This is a genomic window from Streptomyces siamensis, assembly GCF_039543605.1.
In the GTDB taxonomy this organism is placed as follows: Bacteria; Actinomycetota; Actinomycetes; order Streptomycetales; family Streptomycetaceae; genus Streptomyces; species Streptomyces siamensis.
The window spans coordinates 1-25677 of record NZ_BAABKB010000042.1 but is presented as its reverse complement, the minus strand read 5'-3'; the positions used below and the strand labels follow the sequence as shown (position 1 = coordinate 25677).

Below are 25677 nucleotides of genomic sequence, written 5' to 3'. Positions count from 1 at the left end.
GAGACCTGCATCACGGAATACACGATGTTAGGCGGCGGTCCGGCAACGAGGAGGACACATGACGGCGACGACGGGCGCGACGGACGAGTTCCGCGCCGCGCGGGACTTCCTGCTGGAGCACCGCGAGGACTACCTCACGGCCTACGAGGGTTTCCGCTGGCCCCGCCCCGAGCACTTCAACTGGGCGCTCGACTGGTTCGACGTCGTCGCACGCGGCAACGACCGGACCGCCCTGCACATCGTGGAGGAGGACGGCGACCGCACCGAGGTCTCCTTCGCCGCGATGTCCGAGCGCTCGAACCGGGTCGCCAACTGGCTGCGCGCGCAGGGCGTGGGCGCCGAGGACCGTGTGCTCGTCATGCTCGGCAACCAGGTCGAACTGTGGGAGACGGCGCTCGCCGCGATGAAGCTGCGGGCCGTGGTCATCCCGGCCACCCCGCTGCTCGGCGCCGCCGACCTGCGCGACCGGGTCGAGCGGGGCCGGGTGCGGCACGTCGTCGTCCGCTCCGACGACGCGGCGAAGTTCGACGACGTGCCGGGTCACTACACCCGGATCGCGGTCGGCGGCGCCCGCCCCGGCTGGCTCGCGTACGAGGAGGCGCACACGGCGGACGCGGCCTTCGAACCCGACGGCCCCACCCTCGCGGACGACCCGCTGATGCTCTACTTCACCTCGGGTACCACCGCCCGCCCCAAGCTGGTCGAGCACACCCACGTGTCCTACCCGGTCGGACACCTCGCGACCATGTACTGGATCGGGCTCGAGCCCGGCGACGTGCACCTCAACATCTCCTCGCCCGGCTGGGCCAAGCACGCCTGGTCGAACCTCTTCGCGCCGTGGAACGCGGAGGCGACCGTCTTCATCCACAACTACACGCGCTTCGACGCGGGCCGGCTGATGGCCGAGATGGACCGGGCGGGCGTCACCACCTTCTGTGCCCCGCCCACGGTGTGGCGCATGCTCATCCAGGCCGACCTGACCCAGCTGCGGACGCCGCCCCGCGAGGCCGTCGCCGCGGGAGAACCGTTGAACCCCGAGGTCATCGAGCAGGTCCGGCGCTCCTGGGGTGTCACCATCCGGGACGGCTTCGGGCAGACCGAGACGGCCGTCCAGGTCTCCAACAGCCCCGGGCAGAAGCTCAAGACGGGCTCCATGGGACGGCCCTGCCCCGGCTTCCGCGTCGAACTGCTCGACCCGGTGACCGGCGCGCCGGGAGCAGCGGAGGGCGAGATCTCGCTCGATCTGTCGGACCGACCGGTGGGCCTGATGACCGGCTACCACGGGGACGGCGACCGCACGGCCGAGGCGATGGCCGGCGGCTACTACCGCACCGGGGACATCGGCTCCCGGGACGAGGACGGCTACATCACGTACGTGGGCCGCGCCGACGACGTGTTCAAGGCCAGCGACTACAAGATCTCGCCGTTCGAGCTGGAGAGCGCCCTGCTGGAGCACGAGGCGGTCGCGGAGGCCGCCGTGGTCCCCGCCCCCGACGAGCTGCGGCTGGCCGTCCCGAAGGCGTACATCGTCCTCGCGGCGGGGTACGAGCCCGGTCCCGACACGGCCAAGGTGCTCTTCGAGCACTCCCGTACCGTCCTCGCCCCGTACAAGCGCATCCGCCGCCTGGAGTTCGGCGAGCTCCCCAAGACCGTCTCCGGCAAGATCCGCCGGATCGAACTGCGTGAGGCCACGGCCGCGGGATCCGCCGCCGAGTACCGCGAGGAGGACTTCCGGTGACAGAACTGTCCTACGCCCACGGCACGAGCACCACACCCCTGCTGGGCGACACGATCGGCGCCAACCTGGACCGGGCGATCGCCGCGCACCCGGAGCGCGAAGCCCTCGTGGACGTGCCCTCCGGACGCCGCTGGACGTACGCCGAGTTCGGCGCCGCGGTCGACGAGGTGGCGCGCGGACTGCTCGCCAAGGGCGTGCTCAAGGGCGACCGTGTCGGCATCTGGGCGATCAACTGCCCCGAGTGGGTGCTCGTCCAGTACGCGACCGCCCGGATCGGCGCGATCATGGTGAACATCAACCCCGCCTACCGCGCACACGAGTTGGAGTACGTGCTCAAGCAGGCGGGGATCTCGGTGCTCGTCGCCTCGCAGGAGCACAAGAGCAGCGACTACCGCGCGCTGGTCAACCAGGTCCGCGAGAAGTGCCCGGAGCTGCGGGAGACGGTGTACATCGGCGACCCGTCGTGGGACACGCTGACGGCTGGTGCCGCCGCCGTACCCGTGGAGCGACTGGCCGCCGCCGCAGCCGAGTTGAGCTGCGACGACCCGGTCAACATCCAGTACACCTCGGGCACCACCGGATTCCCCAAGGGCGCGACGCTCTCCCACCACAACATCCTCAACAACGGTTACTGGGTGGGCCGCACCGTCGGCTACACCGAGCAGGACCGGGTCTGTCTGCCCGTGCCCTTCTACCACTGCTTCGGCATGGTCATGGGGAACCTGGGGGCCACCTCGCACGGCGCGTGCATCGTCATCCCGGCCCCGTCGTTCGACCCGGCGGCCACGCTGGAGGCCGTGCAGCAGGAGCGGTGCACGTCCCTGTACGGCGTCCCCACCATGTTCATCGCGGAGCTGAACCTGCCCGGCTTCGCGACGTACGACCTGTCCTCCCTGCGCACCGGCATCATGGCGGGCTCGCCCTGCCCGGTCGAAGTGATGAAGCGGGTCGTCGCCGAGATGCACATGCGGGAGGTGTCCATCGGCTACGGCATGACCGAGACCTCCCCGGTGTCCCTGCAGACCCGGATGGACGACGACCTAGAACACCGCACCGGCACCGTCGGCCGGGTCCTGCCGCACATCGAGGTGAAGGTGGTCGACCCGGTCGGCGGCGTCACGCTGCCGCGTGGCGAACCGGGCGAACTGTGCACCCGCGGTTACAGCGTGATGCTCGGCTACTGGGACGAGCCCGAGAAGACCGCCGAAGCCGTCGACCCCGGCCGCTGGATGCACACCGGCGACCTCGCGGTGATGCGCGAGGACGGCTATGTGGAGATCGTCGGCCGCATCAAGGACATGATCATCCGCGGCGGGGAGAACATCTACCCCCGCGAGATCGAGGAATTCCTGTACGCCCACCCGAAGATCGCCGACGTCCAGGTGGTCGGGGTACCCCACGAACGCTACGGCGAGGAAGTGCTCGCCTGCGTCATCCCCCGCGACCCGGACGACCCCCTGACCCTGGAGGAACTGCGCGGTTTCTGCGAGGGACAGCTCGCGCACTACAAGATCCCCAGCCGGCTGCGCATCCTGGACGCCTTCCCGATGACGGTCTCCGGAAAGGTCCGCAAGATCGAACTGCGGGAGGAGGCCGCGCGGGAGCGGTGACGGGGCGCGGGCGTGTGCCGTGCCGGCCGCCGACCGCCGGGGGTGGACCGGCCGGTGCGGCAGATCTGTGTCACGCGCCGGAGACGGCGAGTTCGTCCGCGAGGGTGTTCACGGGTTGAGGGGTGCCCGTGAGGTCGAGGACGAAGAGGGGGACTCCGAGGCTGTCCGCGCGGGCGCGGGCCTCGTCGGCGTAGCCCGCCAGGGAGAAGTAGACGCAGGCCGCCGACTCGGTCATGGCCGTCAGCCACAGGCACTCGACGTCGCGCAGTGAGGCCGGGCGCACGGTGGGGTCCACCTGGGCCAGGATGCCTCGGGCGGCCAGCCCGATCCCGGCGGGCGGACGCTGGTCCGCCCGCCGGACGTCGCGGTAGCCGAGCCAGCGCAGGTACAGCGCCGCGGCCGTGACCGCGTCCCGCGCGGTGCGGATGGTGACCGGCTGGAACGCCGGCCGGGGCGCGCCCGTGGAGGTGACCGGCCGGCATCCCGCCCCCTTCGCGACCCGCGCCGGGCCGCGTCCCTGTTCACCCCCGGAGCCCGGGCGACCCACCGCCCCGGACCCCGGGCCCCCTGCCGGGTCGGAGCCCGCGCCCTCGATCGCGCCGATGTCCGGGCCCTCGACCGCGCCCGTACCCGCGCCCCCGGTCGCGCCGGACCCCGGGCCCTCTGTCGTGTCGGCGTCCGGGCCGCCCACCGCGCGTACGCCCGGGGCGCGCGCCGTGTCCGTGTCCGCCCCGCCGCGGCCCCTCACACCCTTGCCGTCGCCGGACTCGATGTCGTCCCGGGGTGCCGCGTCTTCTCGTGTCCCGTCCTCCGGCGTCGTGTCCGCCGGGCCCGGCCGGGCCGGCGGGACCACCGGGATGCGCAGTGTCGTGCCGCAGGGGCAGCCCAGCTCGGGGTGCGGCCACTGGGCGACGTGGTCGCAGGCGCGGCACCGGACCGTGGCCCACTCCTCGTCCCAGATGCGGTGCGTGACGGGTGACGGGTCCGCGAGGCGGTCCAGCTCGGGGGTGACGGGCGCGCCGCACACGCAGGGATAGGGCGGTGCCGCGTAGAGGTGCTCGCGTCGGCAGACCGGACACCTCACCGGCACGCTCTCGGCCATGGCCCACTCCAGGTCGTCACGTCGGGACAGCGTTCCCATCGTCCTCCTGCCGGAGGTTCGAAGGCGGCGAAACGGTTCGACGTCCACCGTCGGGGTCCCCGCCCGGGCCCGGTCTTGACGCCTCTCATCACGCCGCCTACATTGCTTCCAGATAGTAGAAGTTACTTTCCGCAATGCGGAATCCAAGGGCTGAGGGGTCCGAGGGTCCGTGGCGGAACCGCAAAGGAATCAACAGCTCTCCGCGGGGCGCGACGGGAGCGCGAATCCGACAGCCGAAGCAGGAGTACTCCATGGCTCGTATGACCGCTGCCCGCGCGGCAGTCGAGATCCTCAAGCGCGAGGGCGTCAGCAACGCTTTCGGCGTGCCGGGTGCGGCGATCAACCCCTTCTACGCGGCTCTCAAGGCCTCCGGCGGGATCAACCACACCCTCGCCCGGCACGTCGAGGGCGCCTCGCACATGGCCGAGGGCTACACCCGGACCCACCCGGGCAACATCGGCGTCTGCATCGGCACCTCCGGCCCCGCCGGAACCGACATGATCACCGGTCTCTACTCCGCCATCGGCGACTCCATCCCGATCCTGTGCATCACCGGCCAGGCCCCGACCGCCGTGATCCACAAGGAGGACTTCCAGGCCGTCGACATCGCCTCCATCGCCAAACCGGTGACGAAGATGGCGGTCACCGTCCTGGAGGCGGCGCAGGTCCCCGGCGTCTTCCAGCAGGCCTTCCACCTGATGCGGTCCGGTCGCCCCGGCCCCGTCCTGATCGACCTGCCCATCGACGTCCAGCTGACCGAGATCGAGTTCGACCCGGAGACGTACGAGCCGCTCCAGGCGTACAAGCCGGCCGCGAGCCGCGCCCAGATCGAGAAGGCGATCGGGCTGCTGAACGCGTCCGAGCGGCCGCTGATCGTCGCGGGTGGCGGTGTCATCAACGCCGACGCCTGCGAACTCCTCGTCGAGTTCGCCGAACTGACGGGCACTCCGGTCGTCCCGACCCTGATGGGCTGGGGCATCCTCCCCGACGACCATGAGCTCAACGCCGGCATGGTGGGCCTGCAGACCTCGCACCGCTACGGCAACGCGACCTTCCTGGAGTCCGACTTCGTCCTCGGCATCGGCAACCGCTGGGCCAACCGCCACACCGGCAAGCTGGACGTCTACACGGCCGGCCGCACCTTCGTGCACGTCGACATCGAGCCCACCCAGATCGGCAAGATCTTCGCCCCGGACTACGGCATCGCCTCCGACGCCAAGGCCGCGCTGGAGCTGTTCGTCGAGGTGGCACGTGAGTTGAAGGCGGCGGGCAGGCTGCCCGACCGTTCCGCGTGGGCCGCGTCCGCGCAGGAGAAGAAGGCCACGCTCCAGCGCCGTACGCACTTCGACGACATCCCGATCAAGCCACAGCGCGTCTACGAGGAGATGAACAAGGCCTTCGGACCGGAGACGCGTTACGTCTCCACCATCGGCCTCTCGCAGATCGCCGGCGCCCAGATGCTGCACGTCTACCGGCCGCGGCACTGGATCAACTGCGGCCAGGCGGGTCCGCTCGGCTGGACGATCCCGGCCGCGCTCGGCGTGGCCAAGGCCGACCCCGACGCGCAGGTCGTGGCGCTCTCCGGCGACTACGACTTCCAGTTCATGATCGAGGAACTCGCCGTCGGCGCACAGCACCGGATCCCGTACGTCCACGTGCTGGTGAACAACTCCTACCTCGGCCTGATCCGCCAGGCGCAGCGGGCGTTCGACATCGACTTCCAGGTCAAGCTGGAGTTCGAGAACATCAACTCGCCCGAACTGGGCGTCTACGGCGTCGACCACGTCAAGGTCGCCGAGGGCCTGGGCTGCAAGGCGATCCGCGTGACCGACCCGGCCGAGCTGGGCGCCGCCCTCGAGCAGGCCAAGAAGCTCGCCGCCGAACACCAGGTCCCCGTGGTCGTCGAGGCGATCCTGGAGCGGGTCACCAACATCGCGATGTCCACGACGAACGACATCGGCAACGTCGTCGAGTTCGAGGAGCTCGCCACCGAGCCGAGCCACGCGCCCACCTCGATCAAGACCCTGAAGGTCTGACACGGCGCCGACACGGGCAGCGCCGCAGGGGCGATACCGCCGATTCCCTGAGGGGGCGGCTCACCGGAAGGTGGGCCGCCCCTTTCGCGCGCGGCAGGCCGCGCACCGCGCCCGTGGGCGCACGGTGGGCCGGGCCGCTTCCCTCGCCTGCGGTCGTCCGGGCCGGACCGCTTGGCATGCCTGTGGTCGAACGGTGGGCCGGGCCGCTTCCCGTGCCCGCGGCCACGGGACGGCGGACCGAGTACTTCCCGTGCCCGCGACCGCCCGGCGGCGGCGCCCTGTTCACACCGTGCCCCGACCCGGCATCCTCGCCCCATGCGGATGACCGTCCCCACGCCCCTCGGCGACCTCGCCGTGCGCTGCCACGGCACACCCGGCGCCCCCGCCCTGCTGCTCCTGCACGCCAACCCCGGGGACGGCCGCGACTACGACGCCGTCCTGCCCGCCCTCGCCGACCGTCGTCGCACGTTCGTCGTCGACTGGCCGGGCTACGGCGACTCCACCGCGCCCCACCCGCACCTGGTCACCCCCGAAGGACTGGTGGAGGCCGCGGAGCGGGTCCTCGACGCGCTCGCCGACGAGCACGGGGTGCGCGAGATCGCCGTACTCGGCAACAGCGTCGGCGGCTACGTGGCCTGCCGTCTCGCCGAGGGCCGCCACAGCCCTAAGGTCACCGCGCTCGTCCTCGTCGATCCGGCGGGCTTCACCCGGCACACCGCCCTCACCCGCTGGTTCTGCCGTGAGGTGATGGGCCGGCCGGAGCGGGCCCGTCGGCTGGTCGTCCCGCTGGCCCGCGCGTACCTCGGCCGGCTCGGCACGCCGAGCGCCCGGGCGACCTTCGCGCGCGTCCGGCGCCTGCCCGACGACGAGGTGCGGCTCGCCGTGCACTGCGCGCTCTGGCGCGGTCTCACCGACCCCGGCTTCGGGATGGCGGACCCGGCCGTCCTGGACGTGCCGATCCTGCTCCTGTGGGGCCGGCGCGACCCGGTGGTCCCGGCCCTGCTGGACGGCCGCAGGGCCCGCGGCGCGCTTCCCGTGCGGACGTCGAGCGTGGTGCTGCCCACCGCCCACGAGCCGTACAACGAGCGCCCGGACCTCTTCCTGAGCCACGTCCTGCCGTTCCTGAGGGAACCGAGGGCGGTCGGCGCCGGCCGGTCCCGTGGCTGAACGTCACGCAGCGGCGCGGCGGTCCGGGGCTCGCCCCTCGACCGCCGCGCCGCTGTTCTCGGTGCCTCCCCCGTACCCCGTACTTCCGTACCCCCGTTCGGAGCCCGCCGCCCCCGTGCCGGCGGGCCCCGTGTGCCGAGAATGTGCCTCATCCAGCGGGAGTTGAAGCCCCCGGGACGGTGTTCAGAGGTTGATTTGAGGGTTCCGTAGGGCGGGTACGCCCGGTTGCGTACGCCGGGGGTCGTTCCGCGCCCTCAGTGGGACGGCTGCGCGGGGTGCCCGGGGTGTTCCGAGAGCCCGGGCCAGTCGTCCGGCCCGCCGCCCTGCCAGTCGATGATGTCGGTCGCCTCGACCTCGACCTCGTCGAGGTCGACGTCGGCGTGCCGCAGGATCTCGACGACGTCGTCGAGGTGGTAGGCGATACCGAGCGTCTCGTCCCCGGCGGTGACCCGCCGCGACCCGTCCAGTGCCGGAGCGTGCACAACGATGCTGGGAAAGTCCATGTCCTCAGGCTGCTGCGCGGCGGCCGTCTCCGCACCCGGAGAACAGGGCGAGGCGCCGGGTACGGGACCGTCCGTACCCGGCGCCTCGGGCCGGTGAGCCGTGTGGTTGTTGCCGTCCGACGGCGCGAGGCTGGGCGCGACAGGACATTCGCGCCGCCGGACGGAGCATCAGGGTCCGCACGCGAGTGCGGGGCGGAGCCGCACGGGAGTGCGGGGAGAACCCACCGGAAGTGCCCAGAGAGCCGCACCAGGGGTACGGAGAGGACCGCGGCGGATGCGATGGAACCCGGTTCCCCTTCCCTCAGGTCGAGAAGGGGGCCGGTGAACCGTCACCACCGCACTGGCTCGCACGCCGCCGCGGTCCCGGTCCTGCCCGGACGGCGCTGGACCACCCCTCATCCGGGTCCAACGCCGCCACGGGCGGCTCGTGTCGAGGCTCAGTCCTCGCGCAGGGCGCGGACGGCCTCCTCCACACGCCGGCCGTACTCCGGGTCGGCGGCGTGGAAGTGGGCGAGGTTCTTCTCGATCACGTCGTCGCGGGAGACCTGGGAGAGGCCGCCGGCGATGTTCGCGATCAGCCGGGACCGCTCCTCGGCCGACATCAGGCGGTACAGCTCACCCGCCTGGAAGAAGTGGTCGTCCTTGGTGTGCAGCGGGGCCTCGTGGGTGCCCGTGTGGCCCGACACCGCGAGCGGCGCGGACAACGGGCGGCCGGTCTCGGCCGGACCGTCGTACGAGTTGGGCTCGTAGTTCTTGGCGTGGCGGCCCTGGCCGTTGGTGGCCATCAGACCGTCGCGGCCGTAGTTGGCGACGGCCGCGGCCTTCGGGGCGTTGACCGCGAGCTGGGTGTGGTTGACGCCCAGGCGGTAGCGGTGCGCGTCCGCGTAGGCGAACAGACGGCCCTGGAGCATCTTGTCGGGGGAGGGGCCGATGCCCGGAACGAAGTTGTTCGGGGAGAAGGCGGCCTGCTCGACCTCGGCGAAGACGTTGTCCGGGTTGCGGTCCAGGACCAGGCGACCCACGCGCTGGAGCGGGTGGTCGCGGTGCGGCCACACCTTGGTGAGGTCGAACGGGTTGAAACGGTAGTCCGCCGCCTCGGCCGCCGGCATGATCTGGACGTACAGCGTCCAGGACGGGTTCACGCCGCGCTCGATGGCCTGGAGCAGGTCCGTCTGGTGCGAGTTCGGGTCCTTGCCCGCGACCTCCTGGGCCTGCTCGGCGGACAGCGAGCGGACGCCCTGGTTCGTCTTGAAGTGGTACTTGACGAAGAAGGCCTCGCCCTCGGCGTTCGTCCACTGGTACGTGTGCGAGCCGTAGCCGTTCATGTGGCGGTACGAGGCCGGGATGCCTCGGTCGCCCATCAGCCAGGTGATCTGGTGCGTCGCCTCGGGGGCGTGTGCCCAGAAGTCCCAGACGTTGTCCGGCTCCTGCTTGCCCGTGAACGGGTCGCGCTTCTGGGAGTGGATGAAGTCGGGGAACTTGATGGGGTCCTTGATGAAGAACACCGGGGTGTTGTTGCCGACGAGGTCGTAGTTGCCCTCTTCGGTGTAGAACTTGAGCGCGAAGCCGCGCGGGTCGCGGACCGCGTCCGCGCCGCCGAGGCTGTCGGCCACGGTGGAGAAACGCAGGAAGACCTCGGTGCGCTTGCCGACGGTGTCCAGGAAGTCGGCGTGGGTGAAGCCCGTGACGTCGTCGGTGACCTCGAAGTAGCCGTAGGCGCCGGAACCGCGGGCGTGCACCACACGCTCCGGGATGCGCTCGCGGTTGAACCGGGCGAGCTTCTCCAGGAGGTGCTGGTCCTGGAGCAGGAGCGGGCCACCGACGCCGGCGGTGGCGGAGTTCTGGTTGTCGGCGACCGGGGCGCCGGACTCGGTCGTAAGCACGCGCTTCGACATCGTGACCTTCCGTACGAGGGGGCAGCGGGGTCAGCGGAAAACTGATTCCGCTTTATGGACCTTCCGCTTGGTGGAGCCTAGGTTCGGGGCGAACTGGGCGTCAACAGTTTGTTGAAGAGGGATCCGGGCCGCGGCGGCGCCTGGGCGCGACAGGACAGGTGTCGGCGCCGCCGCGGCCCGGACGTTCGGGAGGGCTCAGACCTGGGCGCCGGAGAGGCGCTCGACCGAGCGCAGCAGCGCGGAGTGGTCCAGGCCGCCGTCGCCCTGCGCGCGCAGGCTGGCGACGAGCTGCGCGACCACGCCGCCGACCGGCAGCGCGGCGCCGACGTTGCGGGCGGCGTCCGTGACGATGCCCATGTCCTTGTGGTGCAGGTCGATGCGGAAGCCCGGCTTGAAGTCGCGGTTCAGGAAGTTGTCCTTCTTGCGCGTCAGTACGGTGGAGCCGGCGAGGCCGCCGTTGAGGACGTCGAGCGCGGCCCTCAGGTCCACGCCGGACTTCTCCAGGAAGACCACGGCCTCGGCGCACGCCTGGATGTTCACGGCGACGATCAGCTGGTTGGCGGCCTTCACGGTCTGGCCCGAGCCGTGCGGACCGCACAGCACGATGGTCCTGCCCAGCGCCTCGAAGATCGGCTCGGCCTCGTCGAAGTCGGCCTGCTCGCCTCCGACCATGATGGAGAGCACGGCCTCGATCGCGCCGGCCTCGCCGCCGGACACCGGGGCGTCCAGTACGCGGATGCCCTTGTCCTTCGCCGCCTTGGCGAGGTCCATGGAGGTCTGCGGGGTGATCGACGACATGTCGATCAGCAGGGCGCCGGCCTTGGCGTTCTCCAGGATGCCGTCGGGGCCGTAGGCGATGGCCTCGACCTGCGGGGAGGCGGGCACCATCGTGATCACGACGTCGGCCTCGCGCACGGCCTCGGCGATCGAGCCGGCCGTGGTGCCGCCGGCGGCGGCCAGGCGCTCCAGCTTGTCCTGCTCCAGCGTGTAGCCGGTGACCTCGTAGCCGGCCTTGATCAGGTTCTCCGACATGGGCGAGCCCATGATGCCGAGGCCGATCCAGGCCACCGACGGGCGGGCGGAGTCTGCGGGGTTGTTGCTCATGCGGGTGCCTCTCTGGCGTCTCTGCTGCGTCTGGGGGTGCCGCAGGGCGGGCGCGGCCGTCCCGGTCGCGGGTGCCGCGCGGCTGCCGCCGCGGGGTCCGCGCGGCGGACGGCTGTGTCCGTGTGCGCCGTGCGGTGGGGGCGGGGTCTGTCAGCGGGCGGCGCGTACCTCGGCGGGCAGCCAGCCGAAGGCCTCCGCGCTCGGGCGGTCGCCGGGCTTGTACTCCAGGCCGACCCAGCCCTCGTAACCGGCCTTCCGCAGCTGGTCGAGGAGGTCCTCCAGTGGGAGGGCGCCGGTGCCCGGGGCGCCGCGGCCGGGGTTGTCGGCGATCTGCACGTGCCCGGTCCGGCCGGTGTACTCGGCGATCACCTGCGGCAGGTCCTCGCCGTTCATGGACAGGTGGTACAGGTCCATGAGGAACTTGGCGTTGCCTAGGCCCGTCGCCTCGTTGACCTTGTCGACCACGCCGATGCCGGCCGGTGCGCTGACGAGCGGGTAGTCCGGGGACTCCGGCTGGTTGAGCGTCTCGACGAGGAGGATCGCGCCGATCCGGTCGGCGGCCCGCGCCGCGAGGACCAGGTTCTCCAGCGCGAGGGCGTCCTGCTCGGCGGGGTCCACGCCCTCGACGCGGTTGCCGTACAGCGCGTTGAGCGCCCTGCAGCCGAGCGACCGGGCGAACTCCGCGGCCACGTCGATGTTGGCGCGGAACCTCTCCGACTCGGCCCCGGGGATCGACAGTGCGCCCCGGTCGGGGCCCGGCAGCTGCCCGGCGTAGAAGTTCAGGCCCGTCAGCTGGACGCCCGCGTCCTCGATCGCCTTCCTCAGGGCGTCGAGCTCGGCCCGCTCGGGGGTGGGGGAGTCGACCCAGGGCCACCACAGCTCGACCGCGGTGAAGCCCGCCGCGGCGGCGGCCGCGGGGCGCTCCAGGAGCGGGAGTTCCGTGAAGAGGATCGACAGGTTGACGTTGAAGCGCTGGTCTGCGAATCCCATGGGGGTCGGCGCTCCCTTCCGTTGTCAAGATTCCGTATTACGGAAGTTCGTTTCTGCTTAATGGAAGATTGCCGTCGGGCGTCGTGGCTTGTCAAGGGGGTGCCGCAGGAAAGGGGCCCGTACGGACGGCCCGGCGCGGAGGGGGCTGCCGGGGACACCGTGGCGCGCAGTAGGTTGAGCCCGTGCGATTGAGAGTGGAGTTCACGACCGAGCCCTTCGACCTCGACGAGGCGCCCCCGCACGCGCTGGTCGCCCGCGAGGTCATCGAGGCGGCCGAGCTGGACGCCGTGGACGTCGGCCCGTTCGGCAACACCGCGGAGGGTGGTGCGGACGCGGTGCTCACCGCGGTCGACGCACTGCTGCGCAAGGCCCTGGGTGCGGGCGCCACCCGGGTCTCGCTCCAGGTGAACGTGGTCGGGGAGGGCGATAAGTGACCGGTATCGGGGACGACCCCTTCGTCACGGCGGTCAAGCCGCTGGTCGACGCCATGGGGGGCGAGATGCTGCCGCCCGGCGAGGCCGGTGCCGACGACGTCGTGCTGTCCTGGGAGGGCGCGGACGTCGTCGCCGTGCGCCTGCCCCAGCTCGCCGACTCGCTGGACCACATCCTGGCCGCCCTGGAGCGCAAGCAGGGCCGGCCGCTGGCCGATCTCGACCGCAAGGCGAAGCAGGAGGTCGTGCGCATACTGGAAGCGCGCGGAGCATTCTCCGTACGGCACGGCGTGGAGACCGTGGCGAGCGCGCTCGGCGTGAGCCGGTTCACCGTCTACAACTATCTGAACCGCGAAAAAGGGGTCTGACCAGGCACGACGCGGCGAGGGTCGGCTCGCGCGCGAGGCACCGCCGTCCGGATTGCCGGGCGGCGGTTTTTGTTACCCGAAGTTTTCAACAAAGTGTTGACGTGGTGTTTCCGAGGGCGTTAGCTATCCGCAGCCCGTCCAGCACAAGGCCACGGAGGCTTCCCGTGACTTCGAGTACGACACCTGGCGGCCTCGCCCGGTTCAACGCCCTGGAGGAGCACGCGGCCCTCGCCGCCCTCCACGAGGTGTGCGCGTCCACTGCGTGGGCCCGCATCCTGCTCGCCCGGCGCCCGTACGCCACCACCGACGATCTGCACCTGGCGAGCGACGCCGCCATGGCCGAGCTGACCGCAGCGGACCTGGCGGAGGCGATGGCGGGACACCCGCCGATCGGGCGCCCGAAGCCGGGGGATCCCACCTCCTCCCGCGAGCAGCGCGGCATGGCCGGCGCCTCCGCGGAACTCAAGGAGGAGATGCTCGAACTGAACCTGGCCTACCAGGAGAAGTTCGGCCACGTCTTCCTGATCTGCGCCACGGGCCGGACCGGGGAGCAGATGCGCGACGCGGTCAAGGAACGGATCGGCAACTCGCCCGAGCAGGAGCGGGAGATCGTCCGCTCCGAACTGGGCAAGATCAATCGCATCCGTCTGGCCGGTCTCGTAGAGGGAGATGAGGCATGAGCACCGACACCACCGCCTCCGTGTCCACGCACATCCTGGACACCAGCGCGGGACGCCCCGCCGAGGGCGTCGCCGTCCGACTCGCCGCCCGCGCCGGCGGCGAGGCGGACTGGGAGGCGCTCGGCGGCTCCGCGACCGACGCGGACGGCCGGTGCAAGGACCTTCCGGCACTGCCGGAGGGGACGACCCACGTACGGCTCGACTTCGCCGTCGAGCAGTACTTCGAAAAGAAGCAAGCCGATGCGCAGCAGGACGCCCCCGCGAATCGGGACAGCGGCGCGCCCGGAGTGTTCTTCCCGGAGGTGGCGATCACCTTCGCCGTCCGGCCGGGCGAGCACTACCACGTACCGCTGCTGCTCAACCCGTTCGGCTACTCCGTTTACCGAGGGAGCTAGCAGACATGCCCACGATTCTGGGACAGAACCAGTACGGCAAGGCCGAGAACCGAGTCGTCAGGATCACCCGCGACGGCGCCACGCACCACATCAAGGACCTGAACGTGTCGGTCGCGCTGAGCGGCGACATGGAGGAGGTCCACTACTCGGGCTCCAACGCGAACGTCCTGCCGACGGACACCACCAAGAACACGGTGTACGCCTTCGCCAAGGAGTACGGCATCGAGTCCGCGGAGCAGTTCGGCATCCACCTCGCCCGGCACTTCGTCACCAGCCAGGAGCCGATCAAGCAGGCGCGCATCCGCATCGAGGAGTACGCCTGGGAGCGCATCGAGGCCTCGGACGCGAACTCCAAGTTCATCGGCGCGGACGCGGTCAAGCACTCCTTCGTCCGCAAGGGCCAGGAGACCCGCGTCACCCAGATCACCTTCGACGGTGAGAACTGGGAGGTCATCTCCGGTCTGAAGGACCTCGTCGTGATGAACTCCACGAACTCCGAGTTCTGGGGCTACGTCAAGGACAAGTACACGACGCTCAAGGAGGCCTACGACCGCATCCTGGCCACCCAGGTGTCCGGCCGCTGGCGCTTCAACTGGAGCGGCGACGAGCAGAAGATGCCCAACTGGGAGAAGTCCTACGACCAGGTGAAGAAGCACATGCTCCAGGCCTTCGCCGAGACGTACTCCCTCTCGCTGCAGCAGACCCTGTACCAGATGGGCGCGCGCATCATCAACAACCGCAGTGAGATCGACGAGGTGCGCTTCTCCCTCCCGAACAAGCACCACTTCCTCGTCGACCTGGAGCCGTTCGGGCTGGAGAACGACAACGAGGTCTACTTCGCGGCCGATCGCCCGTACGGCCTCATCGAGGCGACCATCCTGCGTGACGGCTGCGAGCCGCGCATCCCGGTGGACCTCACCAACCTGTAGGACTGCTCCGCGGGACTACGTGCCCGATTCCCCGACGCGTGCGCCGGCGTCGAGTCCCAGGGGAGAGCGGGGGCATCTGCGCAACAACAGCACCACGGATCCGGTCGTCACCCCGCTCGACCCCCGGATCCGTCCACCAATGGGAAGAACGAGGAACCGCCGTGGCAGTCGAGCGCATCGTCATCGAGAACTGCGCCATCGCGACCGTGGACGGAGGCGACACCGAGTACGCCTCGGGCCACGTCGTCGTCGCCGGCAACAGGATCGAGTCGGTCGGCCCGGGCAGGGCCCCCGACGACCTGGAGAACGTGGTACGCCGTATCGACGGCACCGGGCACCTGGCCACGCCCGGCCTGGTCAACACCCACCACCACTTCTACCAGTGGATCACCCGCGGCCTCGCCACGGACCACAACCTCTTCAACTGGCTCGTCGCGCTGTACCCGACCTGGGCGCGCATCGACGAGAAGATGGCGTACTCCGCCGCGCAGGGCTCCCTCGCCATGATGGCCCGCGGCGGTGTGACCACCGCCATGGACCACCACTACGTGTACCCGAGGGGCTCCGGCGACCTGTCCGGCGCCATCATCCGGGCCGCCCGCGAGACGGGCGTCCGCTTCACCCTCGCCCGCGGCTCCATGGACCGCGGAAAGTCGGACGGCGGCCTTCCCCCGGACTTCGCCGTGGAGACCCTCGACGGCGCGCTGGCCGCGACCGAGGCGACCATCGACGAGCACCACGACGCCTCCTTCGACGCGATGACGCAGATCGCGGTCGCGCCCTGCTCGCCGTTCTCCGTCTCCACCGACCTCCTCAGGCAGGGCGCCGAACTCGCCCGGCGCAAGGGCGTACGGCTGCACACGCACGGATCGGAGACCGTCGAGGAGGAGCAGTTCTGCAAGGAACTGTTCGGCATGGGCCCGACCGACTACTTCGAGTCCACCGGCTGGCTCGGCGAGGACGTGTGGATGGCGCACTGCGTCCACATGAACGACTCCGACATCGCCGCCTTCGCCCGTACGAGGACGGGCGTCGCCCACTGCCCGTCCTCCAACGCCCGCCTGGCGGCCGGTATCGCCCGCGTCCCCGACATGCTCGCGGCCGGCGTCCCGGTCGGCCTCGGTGTCGACGGCACCGCCTCCAACGAGTCCGGCGAACTGCACACCGAACTGCGCAACGCCCTGCTCATCAACCGGCTCGGCGCCCACCGCGAGGCCGCCCTGAACGCCCGTCAGGCGCTGCGTCTGGGCACCTACGGCGGCGCCCAGGTCCTCGGCCGCGCCGCCCAGATCGGCTCCCTGGAACCGGGCAAGCTCGCCGACCTGGTCCTGTGGAAGCTGGACACCCTGGCCCACGCCTCGATCGCCGACCCGGTGACCGCGCTGGTCTTCGGCGCCGCCGCACCGGTCACGCTCTCGCTCGTGAACGGCAGGCCGGTCGTCGAGGACGGCCGTCTGCTGCACGTCGACGAGGACGCCATCGCCCGCTCCACGCGGGAAGAGGCGCAGCGCCTGGCGGGCATCGCCGGGCGGGACTGACGCGCCGGCCCGTGCGCCGTCCGGCGCGCGGGCCCGGCAACCGGAGATCTCCGGCAGAGGGGGACGGCCCTCTGCCGGTAGCCGTGGACCCGAGCGGGGTCCATGGCGGCCGTGGCCGGGGCGGGCGTGGACGTGCACGCCCCGGAACGGTCCCCGTCCCCGACAAACGGGTGCCGTTCGCCCCGAACGGATCCGTCCCGGTCCCGCACGACCGCGCATCACCTCCCTGAAACCCGCGTCAATGCCGACGCGTACCCGACCGGAGGAGCCGCTGTGGCCGCTCAGCCCGCGCCCCGCACCGATGCACGACCGACTGGCCAGCCCAAGCACCCAGTCGACGAGAAACTGCCCGCCCTCAAGATGGCGACCAGCGGCCTGCAGCACGTGGCCGCGATGTACGCGGGAGTCGTCGCCCCACCCCTGATCGTCGGCGCCGCCGTCGGTCTGTCCGCCACCGAACTGACCTTCCTCACCGGCGCCTGCCTGTTCACCGCGGGCCTCGCCACCTTCCTGCAGACCCTCGGCTTCTGGAAGATCGGCGCCAGGCTGCCGTTCGTGAACGGCGTCACCTTCGCCGGCGTCGCCCCCATGACCGCCGTCGTCGCGTCCGCCAAGGACAAGAGCGACGCGCTGCCGATCATCTTCGGCGCGGTCATCGTCGCGGGCGTCCTCGGGTTCGTCGCCGCCCCCTTCTTCAGCAAGGCCGTCCGCTTCTTCCCGCCCGTCGTGACCGGCAGCGTGATCACCCTGATAGGTGTCTCGCTCCTGCCGGTCGCGTTCGGCTGGGCGCAGGGTCCCGACCCCGCGGCCCACGACTACGGCTCGACGACCTACCTCGGCCTCGCCGCCGCCACGCTCGTCGTCGTCCTGCTGCTGCGCCGCTTCACCCGCGGCTTCGTGAAGCAGATCGCGGTGCTGCTCGGCCTGGTGATCGGCACGCTCGTCGCGATCCCCTTCGGTGTCACGGACTTCGGCCCCGTGGCCGACGCGGACGTGGTCGGCTTCCCGACGCCCTTCCACTTCGGCGCCCCGCAGTTCCAGCTCGCCGCGATCCTCTCGCTGTGCGTGGTGATGGTGGTGTCCATGACCGAGTCGACCGCGGACATGCTGGCGCTGGGCGAGATCGTCGAGCGGCCCGCCGACGAGAAGACCATCGCGGCCGGTCTGCGCGCCGACACCCTCGGCTCGGCGCTGAGCCCTCTCTTCAACGGGTTCATGTGCAGCGCCTTCGCGCAGAACATCGGTCTGGTCGCGATGACGAGGATCCGCAGCCGGTACGTCGTCGCCACCGGCGGCGGTTTCCTGGTGCTGATGGGCCTGTGCCCGATGGCCGCGTCGCTCATCGCCGTCGTGCCCCGTCCGGTGCTCGGCGGAGCGGGCGTCGTCCTGTTCGGCTCGGTCGCCGCGAGCGGCATCCAGACCCTGGTCCGGGCCGGCCTGGAGAAGGACAACAACGTGCTGATCGTCGCCGTCTCGCTGGCCGTCGGCATCATCCCGATCACCGCGCCGGAGTTCTACCACGCGTTCCCCGAGACCGCGCGGATCGTGCTGGACTCGGGGATCTCGACCGGCTGTGTCACGGCCGTGGTCCTCAACCTGGTCTTCAACCACCTCGGCAAGGGTGAATGCCACGACGCGGGCGAGGTGACGCACCCGATGGAGGCGGGTGAGGATCTCAAGGCGGTCCCGGCGCACTGACCGGGGCGCACCCGCCCGGCGGGCCCGCCGAGGGCGCGGCACGAGAACCGTGCCGCGCCCTCGGCCTTCCCGGACCCGTCAGCCGATGTGGTAACTGTCGCCGTAGACCTGCCAGTCCAGCGGCGGATCGAGGTTCAGGTTCCGCTTGCGCACGAAGACCCGCTGCTCGGTGTCGACCCGGCTGGTGTCGGAGTGGGCCTCCTCCTGTTTCATGGCCCACACGCGCGCGTCGAGGAAGGCGTTGAGCCAGGTCACCTCGTCGCCGCCCTGGGACGGCGGCTTCGCCTTGGCCAGCGCGCGCCGCCTGATGCTGCTGAAGCTGGTGCTGTCACCGCCGTCGCCGTGCATCACGATGGCGTCGTAGTAGGTGAACTGGCCGAGTGCGCCGATGCCGTCCGCCTTGCCCTGCCGGACGGCCGGGTCGAAGTACACCCGGTCGCGCTCGTCGTTCTGCGCCTGCTGGAAGGCCGTGTCCTGTGCCGCCCTGCGCCAGTCGCCCGGGAAACCGGGGTCGAGGCCGTCGTGCGAGTCGCTGCCGTTCACCTCGCGCAGCGCCGGCAGGTACTTGGCCAGTACGTTGCCGGGCTTGCGCCGGGTGTAGAGCTCCACCAGGTCGAGCATGTCGCCGGTGCCCGAGCAGAAGCCGATGATCCCGGCGGTGTAGCCGCGCCCGTCGCCGATGTCCTCGATGTACTTGTACTGGGCCTTCCAGTCCAGCGAGGAGTTCTCCGCGCTGGAGACCAGCTTCATTGCGATCTCCTTCTTCGCGGGGTCGTCCAGACCGGCCGGCGCGGCGGTCGCGGACTGTGTGGCGACGAGGGGACCTGCCACCAGCGATGCTCCGATCAGGGCGAGCAGAGTGCGGCGCGACGTCCGTATGTGGGGGGTGTGCACGGTACCTCCGGAGTGGGGTGTGTGGTTCCGCGTACTGTTAGGAAAGTTTCCTACCAGAGATTCCGGAGGCCGTACACCCGTACGGACAAAGCGAGTTGGTGCGAGACGGACGCCGGTCGCTCCGTTACCGTCGGAGCGCGCGGTCGGGACGGCGCACAGGGGTCGGGGTCACGAGGGGGAATGCGCGTCATGAACGAGTCGGGCCGTGTGGAGGCCTTCAGCGACGGTGTCTTCGCCATCGCCATCACACTGCTGATCCTGGAGATCAAGGTCCCCGAGGCGGGGGAGCACGGCGGCCTGTGGCACGCGCTGGGCGCGCAATGGCCCTCGTACGCCGCCTATGTGGTCAGTTTCCTGGTCATCGGCATCATGTGGATCAACCACCATCAGCTCTTCGGCTACGTCATCAGGGTCGACCGCACGCTGATGTTCCTGAACCTGCTCGTGCTGATGGTGGTGGCCGCCGTGCCCTGGCCGACCGCGATGCTCGCGGAGTACCTCCGCGAGGACGAGGCCTCCCATGTCGCGGCCGCGGTCTACAGCATGGTCATGGTCGCGATGGCCCTCGCCTTCCAGGCCCTGTGGTGGCACCTGACCCGCACCGGCCATCTCTTCGACGGCCGGGTCGACGTGGCCGCCGCCCGCCGTACCCGCGTCCGCTTCGCCCTCGGCTCGCTCGCGTACCCGGCCACGGTCGGCCTCGCCTACGTCTCCGCCCCACTGACCCTGGCCGCGCACGGCCTGCTCGCGGTCTACTACGGCTTCAACCAGGTACCCGTACCGACCCGAGAGCCCGACAAGGCCGTGCCGCAGGCGGACGCCCGGTGACGTAGCACGTCGGCGGGACGCCCATCAGCGTGCGGAAGCCGGCGGCCATGTGCGACCGGTCGCGGGAGCCGGCCTCGGTGAACCGGGCGCGCTCCGCGCCCGGTTCACCGAGGCCGGCCTGTCCGAGGACTACACCGAAGGGGCCCTGGCCGGCACCGGTGCCTCCTCCGGCACGGGTGCCTCCTCCGGCGCGGGGGAGGGGGTACTCCTCGGACGCAGGAGCACCGCCGCCAGCACCAGGGCCAGCGCCGCGATCCCCGTGGCCGCCGTGAAGGCGAGCCGATAGCCGTCCGCCGTCGCCGCCACGACCTGTTCGCCCCGCGCGGTCAGGCGCTCCGTGCGGGCCGCCGCCAGCGTCGTCAGGGCCGCGAGACCCAGTGAACCGCCCACCACCTGCGTGGTGTTGAAGAGGCCGGAGGCGAGGCCCGCGTCCTCCTCGCGGGCGCCCGCCATCGCGAGTCCCGTCACCGCGGGCATCGCGGCCGCGAAACCGGCGGCGAGCAGGAGCATCGCGGGCAGCACGTCGACGACGTACCCGCCGTCCGCCGGGACCCGGCTCAGCAGCGCCATGCCCGCCGTGATGAGGACGAGCCCGGCGCACAGGACGCGATGGGCGCCGAAGCGGGCGACGGTGCGCGCCGACAGGCCCAGCATCAGCGCCCCGATCAGCACCGGCGCGGGCAGGAAGGCCGTGCCGGTGAGCAACTCGTCGTATCCGAGGACCCGTTGGAGATACAGCGCCCCGATGTACTGGAAGCCGTACATGCCGGCGATCATCAGGATCTGCACGCCGTTGGCGCTCACCAGGACCCGGGAGCGGAAGAGCCGCAGCCGCAGCAGCGGGCGGGCGGCACGCGCCTGCCGCACGGCGAAGGCGGCGAGGAGAGCCGGCGAGAGCGCGGCGAGGGCCAGGGTGGTGCCGGGCCCGTGGTCCCCGGCGCTCACGATCGTGTACACGGTCAGCATCAGCGCACCGGTGACCAGGGCCGCCCCGGGGTAGTCGGCCCCCTTGCCCAGCCCCAGCCCGTCGTCCGGGGCGAGGATCCGCAGCGCGGCGACCCACGCCGCCACTCCGATCGGCAGGTTGATCAGGAAGATCCAGTGCCAGCCGAGGCCCTGGGTGAGGGCCCCTCCGAGGAACGTGCCGAGCGCGCCACCCGCCGCGCCGACCGCGCTGAACACGGCGATGGCACGGGCCCGTTCGCGGGGTTCCGGGAACAGCGCGACCAGCATGCCGAGCACGACGGCCGAGGTCATCGCCCCGCCGACGCCCTGGAGCGCGCGGGCCGCGACCAGCATGCCGCGGTCCGTCGCGATTCCGCACAGCGCGGACGCGACGGTGAACACCACGAGCCCGGCGGCGAACATCCGCCTGCGGCCCACCAGGTCCCCGAGCCGCCCCGCGAGGAGCAGCAGTCCGCCGAAGGGGATCAGATACGCGTTCACGACCCAGGCCAGCCCCGGGCCGGAGAAGCCCAGATCGCTCTGGATCGCGGGCATCGCGACCGTGACGATGTTCCCGTCCAGGATCGTCATCAGCGTCCCCGCGCACAGCACGACGAGCGCGGCCCAGCGGGAGTACGTTCGTGGTGTCGGTGACCCACTCGTCGACGACATGGCGATGACCTCGGCCTTCTCCAAAGGTGCACGACTTGTAACGGGGTACATCGTGGAAGACCATGGAGACCGGCATAAGGAGGCACTTCGATGTCCCAGGGGAACACCGGTGTTACCTCGCAGGCAGTGCTCGCGCAGGCGTGCCCGGTCCGCGAAGTTCTTGACAGGGTCGCCGGGAAATGGAGCGTGCTGATCATCGTGGCGGCGGCCCACGGCCCGATCCGCTTCACCGAACTGGAGCGCAGCGTGGAGGGGATCAGCCGCCGCATGCTGACCCTCACCCTGCGCAATCTGGAGCGAGACGGACTCGTCACCCGCACGGTCCACCCGACGGTCCCGCCCAAGGTCGAGTACGAACTCACACCGGTGGCACGGGAGTTGCACGCGACCTTGCTGTCCCTGACCGACTGGGCGGAGCGGCACCGTGTGACCATCGCCGAGTCGCGCGCGGCCTATGACGCCGAGCACAGCCCGGAGTTGCCGGCCGCGTAGTCCCGCCCGTGCGAGCCCGCACGCTTGCCCCGGACGAAGGCGCAGGACACCTCGGCCTGTTCGGCCGCGCGCGGCCGGATGGCGTGTTCCCTTGCCCCGTACGGCACTTCCGGTGACCTGTAGGTCGCTTCCGGATTCCGGGCGACCGCGGTCCGGTGCGACCCGCCGGGGCGGACGCTCACACGCGTCGCGGCGAGGCCAGCACGTACCGGGCGCCCGTGCGGGGTTCGCTGTGCTCGCCGACCTGCCAGCCCGCCTTCTCCAGAGTCGCCGCACAGGCACGCAGCGCCTCGGGGTCCGGCTCGCGCACCGCGACGGCCTCCGGCTGCGGCGTCGCCCGCACCCGGTAGCCACCGCCCTCCGGGCCCGCGGGGCGGTGTCCTGCCGCCTCCAGCGCGAGCGCGGCGGCCTGCACCAGATGTGTGCGCTCCCACCCGCACGGCCGGTCCGTGTCGCCGCCCGGATTGGTCATGCGGCGCAGCTCCAGGAGTCCCTGCCAGGCGCTGTGCACCTCACGCCCGCGCGCGGGCCCGCCGTCGGACGGCCCCTCCCCTCCGGCCCGCGCGGTGAACACTCCGGCGTCCGCCGGGGAGGACGGCTGCGGCGGCGTTGCCCCGGCGGGCTCCGGGGCCTCACGTATGCGATGTCCGGCGGGGGTCAGGAAGTGGTCGTGCGGCGGCCGGGGATGCCGGAAGGCGAGCCCGCGCTGCACCAGCGCGGCGAGCTGCGCCGGTGTGCCCCTCAGCCGGCCGGTCACCGGATCGGCGGCGTCGATCACGCGCCGCTGCGCGGCGGTGGGGGGTCGGGTCACGGCGCGCTCCCTCCGGCGTCGTCGGCGGCGCTCCGCCGCCGGTCAGTGCTCCTCGGGCCCCTGTCCGGCAGGGGAGAGCGGCCCATGGGAACAGTACGCGTCGGGTCTGACATTCCAGCCGGCCACCACATGGCGGCGGTGCTCCGTGCTGAGCCGGCTCATCGTGCCGGTGCCGAGCTGGAACAGCGCCCCCGCCTGGGCGGGCAGCCCCAGCCGCCGCGCCGTCAGCACCCGCAGGAAGTGCCCGTGCGAGAACACGACCACGCTGCCCTCCGACTCCGCGAGCGCCGCGTCGATCCTCGCGAGCACGCGCTCGGCGCGCGCCCCGACCTCGTCCGGGCTCTCCCCCGGGTGCTCGGGCGGGCCGGCCGCGACGCCGTCCGTGAACAGGAACCAGTCGGGCCTGCTGCGGTGGATCTCGACGGTGGTGATCCCCTCGTAGCCGCCGTAGTCCCACTCGGAGAGGTCGGCGTCCAACACGGCGCCGTCCACCCCGGCCAGCGAGGCCGTCTCGCGGGCCCGCTGCATCGGGCTGACGAAGGCCGCGGCGATGTGGTGCCGGGCGACCAGCGGGGCCAGCTTGCGCGCCTGCTCCCGGCCCCGGTCGGTCAGCGGGATGTCGGTCGAGCCGGTGTGCCGCCCGGACAAGGACCACTCGGTCTCACCGTGCCGCACGAGAAGGAGGTCACCCATCGCCGAACCCTTTCTGTCCCGCCGTCCCTCCGTACGGTGTCACCGGCCGGCGGCGGGCGCAGCACCGGCTGCGCCGGTCGGCCCTACTGGCGGTACCCGCTCAGGAAGCGTCCGATCCGGCTGATCGCCGCGTCCAGGTCGTCGGCGTGCGGCAGGGTCAGGATGCGGAAGTGGTCGGGGCGCGGCCAATTGAATCCGGTGCCCTGCACGACCTGGATCTTCTCGCGCAGCAGCAGGTCGAGGACGAACTTCTCGTCGTCGTGGATCCTGTGCACCTCGGGGTCGATCCGCGGGAACGCGTAGAGCGCGCCCTTCGGCTTGACGCAGGAGACGCCGGGGATCTCGTTGAGCTTCTCCCAGGCCCGGTCACGCTGTTCGCGCAGCCGTCCGCCCGGTGCCGTGAGCTCGTGGATGGACTGTCGGCCGCCGAGCGCGGCCTGGATGGCGTACTGGGCGGGGGCGTTCGCGCACAGTCGCATGGAGGCCAGCATGGTGAGGCCCTCCAGATAGTTGCGGGCGTGCTGCCTGGGGCCGGTGACGACGAGCCAGCCGGAACGGAAGCCGGCGACCCGGTAGGTCTTGGACAGCCCGCAGAAGGTGAGGACCACGAGGTCGGGGGCGAGCGCGGCGGCCGAGTGGTGCACGGCGTCGTCGTACAGGATCTGGTCGTAGATCTCGTCGGCGAACACCATCAGCCCGTGACGGCGGGCCAGGTCGAGGATGCCCTCGACGATCTCCTTCGGGTACACCGCGCCGGTGGGGTTGTTGGGGTTGATGATCACGACGGCCCGGGTCCGGTCGGTGATCTTCGCCTCCATGTCCGCCAGGTCGGGGTACCAGTCGGACTGCTCGTCGCAGAGGTAGTGCACCGCCTTGCCGCCCGCGAGCGTGGTGACAGCCGTCCAGAGCGGGAAGTCCGGTGCGGGGATGAGGACTTCGTCGCCGTCCTCGACGAGCGCCTGCACGGCCATGGAGACCAGCTCGGAGACGCCGTTGCCGAGGAAGACGTCGTCCACGCCGACGTCGAGACCGCGGTCCTGGTAGCGCTGGGCGACGGCGCGGCGCGCGGAGAGGACGCCGCGCGAGTCGGTGTAGCCGTGTGCCCGGGGCAGCATCCGGATCATGTCCTGGAGGATCTCCTCCGGTGCCTCGAAGCCGAAGAGCGCGGGGTTGCCGGTGTTCAGGCGCAGCACGCTGTGGCCCGCCGCCTCCAGTGCGTCGGCGTGCTCGATCACCGGGCCGCGGATCTCGTAACAGACCTCGCTGAGCTTGCTCGACTGCCGGAACTCCATGCGTGCGCCCTCCGGTTCGTGGTGTTGCTTGGTTTTACCAAGTGTGAGCTTGGAAAGTCCAACAAGATGGCTAGACTGCGCCGCATGTCACCTCGCCGAAGCTACGACCAGTACTGTTCCGCCGCCCGTGCGCTCGACGCCGTCGGTGACCGGTGGACCCTCCTGATCGTCCGTGAGCTGCTCGGCGGACCGCGCCGCTACACCGACCTGCACGCCGATCTGCCCGGCGTGAGCACGGACGTCCTCGCCTCCCGGCTCAAGGACATGGAGCGCGACGGGCTGACCACACGGCGGCGCCTGCCCCCGCCGGGCGCGGCGTACGTCTACGAACTCACCCGCCGGGGCCGTGACCTGCTCCCCGTGCTCCAGGCGCTCGGGGAGTGGGGCGCGCCCGTGCTGGAGGATCGGCGACCCACCGACGCGGTGCGGGCGCACTGGTTCGCGCTGCCGCTGCTGCGCGCTCTGGAAGGGGACGGCCTGGTCGAAGTACGGCTGGACGAAGGCGTGTTCCACATGTGGCTGGGCACCGCCGAAGGGCCGGTCTACGGGGAGGGTCCCGCCCACGGCGAGCCGGACGCCCGCCTGACGCTCGACAGCGGGACCTGCGAGGCCGTGAGCCGCGGCGCGCTGGGCCTGCGGGAAGCCGTCCGGCAGGGGCGCATCGAGGTGACGGGAGACGGCGCACCGGCCAAGGCACTCCGCGAGGACTGACCGGCCGCCCGCGCGGCTCCGCTGCCGCACCACCGCCGTCGGAGACCGGCCCGCCCGGGTACCGGCCCGCACCGCGGGCCGGTACCCGGGCGGGCCGGGAGATGAGGGGAGGCCGG

At 71.3% G+C, this 25677-nt stretch carries 24 protein-coding genes; 14 read left to right on the top strand and 10 right to left on the bottom strand.

The window, feature by feature from the left end:
* Window positions 1-58: 58 nt before the first annotated feature.
* Both ABEB03_RS38670 and ABEB03_RS38665 read left to right on the top strand, forming a co-directional pair.
* A complete protein-coding gene (locus tag ABEB03_RS38670) occupies window positions 59-1738 on the top strand; it encodes an AMP-binding protein (RefSeq protein WP_345657630.1) in 1680 nt (559 codons plus the stop codon).
* The gene (locus ABEB03_RS38665) at window positions 1702-3348 is read left to right on the top strand and encodes an AMP-binding protein (protein ID WP_425589363.1); all 1647 of its coding nucleotides are present in this window, start codon (window positions 1702-1704) and stop codon (window positions 3346-3348) included. Before ABEB03_RS38670 ends, ABEB03_RS38665 begins: the two co-directional genes overlap by 37 nt.
* Before the next feature lie 70 nt (window positions 3349-3418).
* On the opposite strand, the gene ABEB03_RS45505 is transcribed toward ABEB03_RS38665, so the two are convergent.
* The gene (locus ABEB03_RS45505; protein WP_425589362.1) at window positions 3419-4309 is read right to left on the bottom strand and encodes a hypothetical protein; all 891 of its coding nucleotides are present in this window, start codon (window positions 4307-4309) and stop codon (window positions 3419-3421) included.
* A 431-nt stretch (window positions 4310-4740) separates the two neighbouring features.
* Here ABEB03_RS45505 and gcl point away from each other — a divergent pair, with 431 nt between their 5' ends.
* Both gcl and ABEB03_RS38650 read left to right on the top strand, forming a co-directional pair.
* Window positions 4741-6525 (top strand): glyoxylate carboligase, encoded by a 1785-nt coding sequence (gene gcl, locus ABEB03_RS38655; RefSeq protein ID WP_345657628.1) that lies wholly within the window; start codon window positions 4741-4743, stop codon window positions 6523-6525.
* Between the two features lie 315 nt (window positions 6526-6840).
* On the top strand, window positions 6841-7692 hold the full coding sequence (locus tag ABEB03_RS38650; protein ID WP_345657627.1) for an alpha/beta fold hydrolase: 852 nt from the start codon (window positions 6841-6843) through the stop codon (window positions 7690-7692).
* A 254-nt stretch (window positions 7693-7946) separates the two neighbouring features.
* Here the strand turns inward: ABEB03_RS38650 and ABEB03_RS38645 are convergent, their stop codons facing one another.
* The 4 genes from ABEB03_RS38645 to ABEB03_RS38630 form a co-directional block, all read right to left on the bottom strand.
* Entirely contained in the window at window positions 7947-8195 is a 249-nt protein-coding gene (locus ABEB03_RS38645; protein ID WP_095937383.1) for a hypothetical protein, read from the bottom strand.
* A 437-nt stretch (window positions 8196-8632) separates the two neighbouring features.
* Window positions 8633-10090 carry a catalase gene (locus ABEB03_RS38640; protein WP_345657626.1) on the bottom strand — a complete coding sequence of 486 codons (1458 nt, stop codon included), beginning with the start codon at window positions 10088-10090 and terminating at the stop codon, window positions 8633-8635.
* Window positions 10091-10285: 195 nt separating this feature from the next.
* Window positions 10286-11194: a 2-hydroxy-3-oxopropionate reductase gene (locus ABEB03_RS38635; RefSeq protein WP_425589359.1), complete on the bottom strand. Its 909-nt coding sequence runs from the start codon at window positions 11192-11194 to the stop codon at window positions 10286-10288.
* Between the two features lie 150 nt (window positions 11195-11344).
* Window positions 11345-12184, bottom strand: a complete 840-nt coding sequence (locus ABEB03_RS38630; protein ID WP_345657625.1) for a TIM barrel protein — start codon at window positions 12182-12184, stop codon at window positions 11345-11347.
* A 182-nt stretch (window positions 12185-12366) separates the two neighbouring features.
* Between ABEB03_RS38630 and ABEB03_RS38625 the strand changes: the two genes are divergently transcribed.
* From ABEB03_RS38625 to ABEB03_RS38595, 7 genes are all read left to right on the top strand, one after another.
* On the top strand, window positions 12367-12618 hold the full coding sequence (locus ABEB03_RS38625; protein WP_037763576.1) for a YkoF family thiamine-binding protein: 252 nt from the start codon (window positions 12367-12369) through the stop codon (window positions 12616-12618).
* On the top strand, window positions 12615-12983 hold the full coding sequence (locus ABEB03_RS38620) for a helix-turn-helix domain-containing protein (protein ID WP_345657624.1): 369 nt from the start codon (window positions 12615-12617) through the stop codon (window positions 12981-12983). Before ABEB03_RS38625 ends, ABEB03_RS38620 begins: the two co-directional genes overlap by 4 nt.
* A gap of 164 nt (window positions 12984-13147) precedes the next feature.
* The gene (uraD, locus tag ABEB03_RS38615) at window positions 13148-13663 is read left to right on the top strand and encodes a 2-oxo-4-hydroxy-4-carboxy-5-ureidoimidazoline decarboxylase (RefSeq protein ID WP_345657623.1); all 516 of its coding nucleotides are present in this window, start codon (window positions 13148-13150) and stop codon (window positions 13661-13663) included.
* On the top strand, window positions 13660-14058 hold the full coding sequence (gene uraH, locus ABEB03_RS38610) for a hydroxyisourate hydrolase (protein WP_345657622.1): 399 nt from the start codon (window positions 13660-13662) through the stop codon (window positions 14056-14058). Before uraD ends, uraH begins: the two co-directional genes overlap by 4 nt.
* Before the next feature lie 5 nt (window positions 14059-14063).
* Window positions 14064-14987, top strand: a complete 924-nt coding sequence (gene pucL / locus ABEB03_RS38605; protein ID WP_095937390.1) for a factor-independent urate hydroxylase — start codon at window positions 14064-14066, stop codon at window positions 14985-14987.
* A 161-nt stretch (window positions 14988-15148) separates the two neighbouring features.
* The gene (locus ABEB03_RS38600; RefSeq protein WP_345657621.1) at window positions 15149-16525 is read left to right on the top strand and encodes an 8-oxoguanine deaminase; all 1377 of its coding nucleotides are present in this window, start codon (window positions 15149-15151) and stop codon (window positions 16523-16525) included.
* A gap of 360 nt (window positions 16526-16885) precedes the next feature.
* On the top strand, window positions 16886-18223 hold the full coding sequence (locus tag ABEB03_RS38595) for a nucleobase:cation symporter-2 family protein (RefSeq protein WP_095937392.1): 1338 nt from the start codon (window positions 16886-16888) through the stop codon (window positions 18221-18223).
* A 78-nt stretch (window positions 18224-18301) separates the two neighbouring features.
* Here the strand turns inward: ABEB03_RS38595 and ABEB03_RS38590 are convergent, their stop codons facing one another.
* Window positions 18302-19117: a chitosanase gene (locus tag ABEB03_RS38590; RefSeq protein ID WP_345657620.1), complete on the bottom strand. Its 816-nt coding sequence runs from the start codon at window positions 19115-19117 to the stop codon at window positions 18302-18304.
* Window positions 19118-19306: 189 nt separating this feature from the next.
* On the opposite strand from ABEB03_RS38590, the gene ABEB03_RS38585 reads away from it, so the two are divergent.
* Window positions 19307-19945, top strand: coding sequence for a TMEM175 family protein (locus ABEB03_RS38585; RefSeq protein WP_345657618.1), 639 nt, complete (start codon window positions 19307-19309; stop codon window positions 19943-19945).
* 129 nt (window positions 19946-20074) lie between these two features.
* Here ABEB03_RS38585 and ABEB03_RS38580 read toward each other — a convergent pair whose 3' ends face one another.
* Window positions 20075-21562 carry an MFS transporter gene (locus tag ABEB03_RS38580; protein WP_345657617.1) on the bottom strand — a complete coding sequence of 496 codons (1488 nt, stop codon included), beginning with the start codon at window positions 21560-21562 and terminating at the stop codon, window positions 20075-20077.
* Between the two features lie 90 nt (window positions 21563-21652).
* On the opposite strand from ABEB03_RS38580, the gene ABEB03_RS38575 reads away from it, so the two are divergent.
* Complete coding sequence (locus ABEB03_RS38575; RefSeq protein ID WP_345657616.1) at window positions 21653-22054, top strand: winged helix-turn-helix transcriptional regulator; 402 nt, start codon at window positions 21653-21655, stop codon at window positions 22052-22054.
* A 178-nt stretch (window positions 22055-22232) separates the two neighbouring features.
* Here the strand turns inward: ABEB03_RS38575 and ABEB03_RS38570 are convergent, their stop codons facing one another.
* The 3 genes from ABEB03_RS38570 to ABEB03_RS38560 form a co-directional block, all read right to left on the bottom strand.
* Window positions 22233-22865 (bottom strand): hypothetical protein, encoded by a 633-nt coding sequence (locus ABEB03_RS38570; protein ID WP_345657615.1) that lies wholly within the window; start codon window positions 22863-22865, stop codon window positions 22233-22235.
* Window positions 22866-22907: 42 nt separating this feature from the next.
* Window positions 22908-23558: a histidine phosphatase family protein gene (locus ABEB03_RS38565; protein WP_345657614.1), complete on the bottom strand. Its 651-nt coding sequence runs from the start codon at window positions 23556-23558 to the stop codon at window positions 22908-22910.
* A gap of 83 nt (window positions 23559-23641) precedes the next feature.
* Window positions 23642-24850: a pyridoxal phosphate-dependent aminotransferase gene (locus ABEB03_RS38560; protein WP_345657612.1), complete on the bottom strand. Its 1209-nt coding sequence runs from the start codon at window positions 24848-24850 to the stop codon at window positions 23642-23644.
* An 84-nt stretch (window positions 24851-24934) separates the two neighbouring features.
* Here ABEB03_RS38560 and ABEB03_RS38555 point away from each other — a divergent pair, with 84 nt between their 5' ends.
* Window positions 24935-25561: a winged helix-turn-helix transcriptional regulator gene (locus tag ABEB03_RS38555; protein WP_345657611.1), complete on the top strand. Its 627-nt coding sequence runs from the start codon at window positions 24935-24937 to the stop codon at window positions 25559-25561.
* Window positions 25562-25677: the final 116 nt, after the last annotated feature.

Coding starts and splice junctions, on each gene's coding strand:
- ABEB03_RS38670 (WP_345657630.1), top strand. CDS start 59: ATGACGGCGACGACGGGCGCGACGGACGAGTTCCGCGCCGCGCGGGAC.
- gcl (WP_345657628.1), top strand. CDS start 4,741: ATGGCTCGTATGACCGCTGCCCGCGCGGCAGTCGAGATCCTCAAGCGC.
- ABEB03_RS38650 (WP_345657627.1), top strand. CDS start 6,841: ATGCGGATGACCGTCCCCACGCCCCTCGGCGACCTCGCCGTGCGCTGC.
- ABEB03_RS38645 (WP_095937383.1), bottom strand. CDS start 8,195: ATGGACTTTCCCAGCATCGTTGTGCACGCTCCGGCACTGGACGGGTCG.
- ABEB03_RS38640 (WP_345657626.1), bottom strand. CDS start 10,090: ATGTCGAAGCGCGTGCTTACGACCGAGTCCGGCGCCCCGGTCGCCGAC.
- ABEB03_RS38635 (WP_425589359.1), bottom strand. CDS start 11,194: ATGAGCAACAACCCCGCAGACTCCGCCCGCCCGTCGGTGGCCTGGATC.
- ABEB03_RS38630 (WP_345657625.1), bottom strand. CDS start 12,184: ATGGGATTCGCAGACCAGCGCTTCAACGTCAACCTGTCGATCCTCTTC.
- uraH (WP_345657622.1), top strand. CDS start 13,660: ATGAGCACCGACACCACCGCCTCCGTGTCCACGCACATCCTGGACACC.
- pucL (WP_095937390.1), top strand. CDS start 14,064: ATGCCCACGATTCTGGGACAGAACCAGTACGGCAAGGCCGAGAACCGA.
- ABEB03_RS38595 (WP_095937392.1), top strand. CDS start 16,886: ATGGCGACCAGCGGCCTGCAGCACGTGGCCGCGATGTACGCGGGAGTC.
- ABEB03_RS38585 (WP_345657618.1), top strand. CDS start 19,307: ATGAACGAGTCGGGCCGTGTGGAGGCCTTCAGCGACGGTGTCTTCGCC.
- ABEB03_RS38580 (WP_345657617.1), bottom strand. CDS start 21,562: ATGTCGTCGACGAGTGGGTCACCGACACCACGAACGTACTCCCGCTGG.
- ABEB03_RS38575 (WP_345657616.1), top strand. CDS start 21,653: ATGTCCCAGGGGAACACCGGTGTTACCTCGCAGGCAGTGCTCGCGCAG.
- ABEB03_RS38565 (WP_345657614.1), bottom strand. CDS start 23,558: ATGGGTGACCTCCTTCTCGTGCGGCACGGTGAGACCGAGTGGTCCTTG.
- ABEB03_RS38560 (WP_345657612.1), bottom strand. CDS start 24,850: ATGGAGTTCCGGCAGTCGAGCAAGCTCAGCGAGGTCTGTTACGAGATC.
- ABEB03_RS38555 (WP_345657611.1), top strand. CDS start 24,935: ATGTCACCTCGCCGAAGCTACGACCAGTACTGTTCCGCCGCCCGTGCG.